Origin of the sequence: Methanobrevibacter curvatus (assembly GCF_001639295.1) — an archaeon.
GTDB lineage: Archaea > Methanobacteriota > Methanobacteria > Methanobacteriales > Methanobacteriaceae > Methanoflexus > Methanoflexus curvatus.
This window is the reverse complement of the sequence record NZ_LWMV01000067.1, coordinates 1-2,641: the sequence shown is the minus strand read 5'-3', so window position 1 is coordinate 2,641 and position 2,641 is coordinate 1. Positions and strand designations below refer to the sequence as shown.

Below are 2,641 nucleotides of genomic sequence, written 5' to 3'. Positions count from 1 at the left end.
TGAAAGAAAATTTTCGAATTAATGGTTTGTTGAAATATTTATTTATTTTAAAAAATAAGTTTATATTATATCTAATTTTTAAAATAATCATTTATAATTTTATTATATAAAAAAATATTTATTATAATTATTTAATTTAATTAATAGACGAATATAAAAATTTTAAAAAAAATTATTACTTCTAAGCTCTATTTTCTGGACTATATTAAAATCATTAAAAGATATTTTATATTCATTTCTCTAAACACTAGTTATTTCTATTGCATCTGTATCTAAAGGCCAATTTACCGCAATATTATTAATGCCTTTACTTAAATATAATTCTTCATTTAAATTACCACAAGAAAGATTAAATTCAACTGTTTTAAAACTCCCATCGCTTAAAACATGAGTAAAACTAAGTTTAGAATATGGGGTTGTTTGATTTAAATACAAACCATCACTATAAATAGCAACTCTTAAATCCCAAGGTAGATTTAAATTAACTGTTTCTTTTGAACCTCTACCTTCACTATATACTCTATCTACTGCATTAGCTAATTTAGAAATTTCTGCCTTTGATTCTAAAATATCTGATCCATCTAATGATGTGTCAATAACTGTTGAAAGTATAGGTAAAGTAATTGTAATTAAAATAATAATAGTTATCATAAGAATTAAAATTAGCTCTATTGAAAGCTGTCCATGATTATCTATAGGTTTTTGCCTAGCTTTTTTAAAATTTATAACATTATTATTAGTATTATTATTAGTATTATTAATATTATTAGCACTATTAGTATTATTAATATTATTAGTACTATTAGTATTATTATTACTGCTACTGCTATTACTATTTAAATAGAAAATATTTGTTTTAAACTTTAAAATAGTGTTTTTAATTTTTTTAAAATCCATATAATCACTTAAAAAACATTTGTAAAGAATTTAAGCTAAAATCATGCATAATTTTAACATTAACATTAATAAATCACCAAAAATTATAGAATATACAATAGATAAAAAAATGGCTGGAGCAAAACTTATAGTTATTTTTATAAAAAAATTGTCTTCAATATATTTTTTTTCAGATAACTCTTTTAAAATAACTATGTCATTCATGGTTAAACCATTTAAATCTGTTTTTATTTTCCAAGTAGAGTTCTTATTGTTTCTGAGAATATTTTTTAAACTTAATTTTGCTTTATTGTTAAATAAATCTTCTGTTTTTTTATTTTTAATATTGAAATTGTTAATATTTTTACCTTTAATATCCCTATATTTAATAAATCTATTTTTAATTAAAATTAAATTATCTGATCTAGATAAAATATCTTTACTTTCATCATTTAAATCAATTGCCAAAGGAGATAAAATCATTTCATTTTTTAAATCATTTAAACGATAATGTAAATGGCTAATTTTTTTTACAAAGTTTTTTATTTGAAAAATAATTTGAAATCTAAATAATGAAATAAATACCATTAATATAGACATTAATAGCATTCTCAAAATATATTTTAGAGCATGAAAATTGAATAAAACACTTAAATTAAAAAAAATATCTAAATTAAATTGTATTTCATGAAAATAACTAGAGATAACAGAGAAATTAAAAAATAAATTAAAAAATAAATTAAAAATTAGTAATATAAAAAAACTTAAAAAAATATCTTTTATTTTTACTTTCTTAAATATCAAATACAAATAGCATAAAATAGATTTAGAAATCTTGCTTATTTTAATTTTTTTAATATTAATTAATCTTTGATTAAGTAAAATGCCAATTTTTTTAAGTGAAAATCTATTATTTTTATGTTTTATTTGAATAAAAATTAAATAAGAAAAAATAAAAGGAATAGAGAGTAAAAAACTGTTTAATAAAATTGTGATTGAAAACAAATAAAAATTTGTTTGTGGAAAACTTAAAGTAAAGTTAAAAATACTGAAATTAGAAAATAGGTTTGGATAAATAGGTAACAAAATAGCTATTCCAGTAAAAAGCTTTAAATCTCCACCTCCCCATAATCCAAATCTCCAAAAAATATAGGAGATTAAGAAAATAATTATGCCTGAGGCAATTGAAACAGCAATATAAAAGAGATTTCTTAAAAAAAATGACAAAACTAAATAATAAATTAATCCAAAAACAATTAAAAATAAATTAAGAGTATTTGGAATAATTTTGTACTTTATATCTATAATTGCCCCAGCGAATGAAGCTATTATTGTGATGATTGTTGGGATTAATATATACATAAAAAATAGTTTAAAAAAAGTTAATAATATCTTTTTTCTTTTTTTGAGATAAAATTTTAGTTTAAAATAAAAAATTTAACTAAAGGAGTACTAAAATATAAAAAAAATAAAATACATATTATAAAATAAAAAAATAAGAATAATTTAAAAAAACAATTTATTTAAAAAAAAAAAAAAAAAATATACAAAAGAGATTTTCTATTAACCTGTCTTTTATCTATTTTTTTTTAATTAATTTTTTTATTTTTTTTAAAATTGAATTTTTATGGAGATTTTGGCTCTGTCAAATGGTTGCCTCCTGAATGGATGAAGTAATACTTTTAATTGATTTCATAATAACTTTTTTTATTATGGTGTTTATGAATTTGTCATGGCATTTTTTGTTTTGATTTGTGATTATTGG

The 2,641-nt window shown here is 18.7% G+C and carries 2 protein-coding genes and 1 pseudogene; all 3 read right to left on the bottom strand.

The window, feature by feature from the left end; translation table 11 throughout:
• Positions 1-240: 240 nt before the first annotated feature.
• Positions 241-897 (bottom strand): hypothetical protein, encoded by a 657-nt coding sequence (locus MBCUR_RS01815; RefSeq protein WP_067089498.1) that lies wholly within the window; start codon positions 895-897, stop codon positions 241-243.
• Positions 898-927: 30 nt separating this feature from the next.
• The gene (locus tag MBCUR_RS10780; protein WP_245637268.1) at positions 928-1,476 is read right to left on the bottom strand and encodes a hypothetical protein; all 549 of its coding nucleotides are present in this window, start codon (positions 1,474-1,476) and stop codon (positions 928-930) included.
• A 399-nt stretch (positions 1,477-1,875) separates the two neighbouring features.
• Positions 1,876-2,238 (bottom strand): annotated as a pseudogene (locus tag MBCUR_RS11040) (prepilin peptidase); the annotation flags it as partial.
• Positions 2,239-2,641: the final 403 nt, after the last annotated feature.

Bases quoted from the DNA above. Each gene is read 5' to 3' on its own strand.
- MBCUR_RS01815 (WP_067089498.1), bottom strand. From the start codon at position 897: ATGGATTTTAAAAAAATTAAAAACACTATTTTAAAGTTTAAAACAAAT.
- MBCUR_RS10780 (WP_245637268.1), bottom strand. From the start codon at position 1,476: ATGTCTATATTAATGGTATTTATTTCATTATTTAGATTTCAAATTATT.